Origin of the sequence: Thalassobacterium sedimentorum, assembly GCF_031127905.1 — a bacterium.
Classification (GTDB): domain Bacteria; phylum Verrucomicrobiota; class Verrucomicrobiia; order Opitutales; family Coraliomargaritaceae; genus Thalassobacterium; species Thalassobacterium sedimentorum.
This window is the reverse complement of record NZ_JARXIC010000101.1, coordinates 1-1,100: the sequence shown is the minus strand read 5'-3', so window position 1 is coordinate 1,100 and position 1,100 is coordinate 1. Positions and strand designations below refer to the sequence as shown.

Annotated in this window: 1 protein-coding gene; it reads right to left on the bottom strand. The window is 53.4% G+C overall.

Going from position 1 to position 1,100, the window contains the following annotated elements; translation table 11 throughout:
• Positions 1–30: 30 nt before the first annotated feature.
• On the bottom strand, positions 31–1,100 hold a 1,070-nt coding region (locus tag QEH59_RS18570), incomplete at its 5' end, for an IS630 family transposase (RefSeq protein ID WP_308986882.1).

The following is a 1,100-nucleotide window of genomic DNA, read 5'->3' as shown; positions in this document are numbered from 1 at the left end:
ATTCTCATAATTAATGCGCATGTAGTGGTCTCAAGTAGCGTTTACTGAAGCGCGAATCCACCCATTACCAAATAGGCGTATGACACGGCCCGGGTCTTCCCACCAGTCCTTCAGGTGAAGTGCGACGACCTGATCGAGTCTTTCGATGTTCGGCCATAGTTTATTTGAGGTATGATCCTGGATCAGGTCCCAAAGTTTTTCGATTGGATTGAGTTCCGGGCTGTAGGGTGGCAGCAACACGACGTGGATACCTGCGGGAACCTGCTCGTGGAAGCTATCCTTGGGATGGAAGCCGGCTCCGTCCCAAACTACGATATGCTCATGGTCGGGATACTGTTTTTTGATTTGAAGCAAGAACGCCTCGGTCCAGTCCAGACTCACCGTTGGTGTTTGCAGGAACACTGTCTTGCCCTCAACCGCATCAATGGCCCCATAACAGTAGCTCCATTTGTATTCGCTCTTCCAGCGCTTGTGGGGGCGCTGGCCCTTATTCGTCCACAGTCTCCTTAGATTGGGGAGTAAGCCGTATCGGCTCTCATCAGCAAACCAAACCTTTACTGGCTTTTTCCCACTCACAGGCAGGTTTTTAAGGATGCCCAAAAAGTGGCGCTTAAACGCCTCTGCTCTGGCCGGGTCCCTCTTCTCATGCACGGGGCGGGGAACCCGAAGTACCCCCGTGCATTTTTTTACCCAGCGCCAGACGTTTTGATAGTGAAAACGGCGTTCGAAGTGGCGCTCCAGTTCTTCCCTGGCTTCAACCAGGGTGTTCCAGCGCTCGGCTGTCAGGCCATCCTTAAGGTAAGTCCAGACTTCTTCATCACAGGTGCTCGGACGGCCTTCGCTGTAGTCGCGCTCCAGCACTCCATCAAAGCCTTCTTCTTTAAAGCGCTTGAACCAACGCTGCACCGTGGAGCGATCACGTCCCACTGTCTCTGCGATATCGTCCAAACGACGTGCCGGGTCAAAGCCCAGCTTTAAGGCGATCAGGCGCTCTTTGCGCCAACCATCCTTCTCCTTCTTTATCAACGAACGCACGCGCTGGCGATCGGCTTGAGTTCCTAGTTTGCGGTTTGCCATGCAATGAACATGACCACTCCATC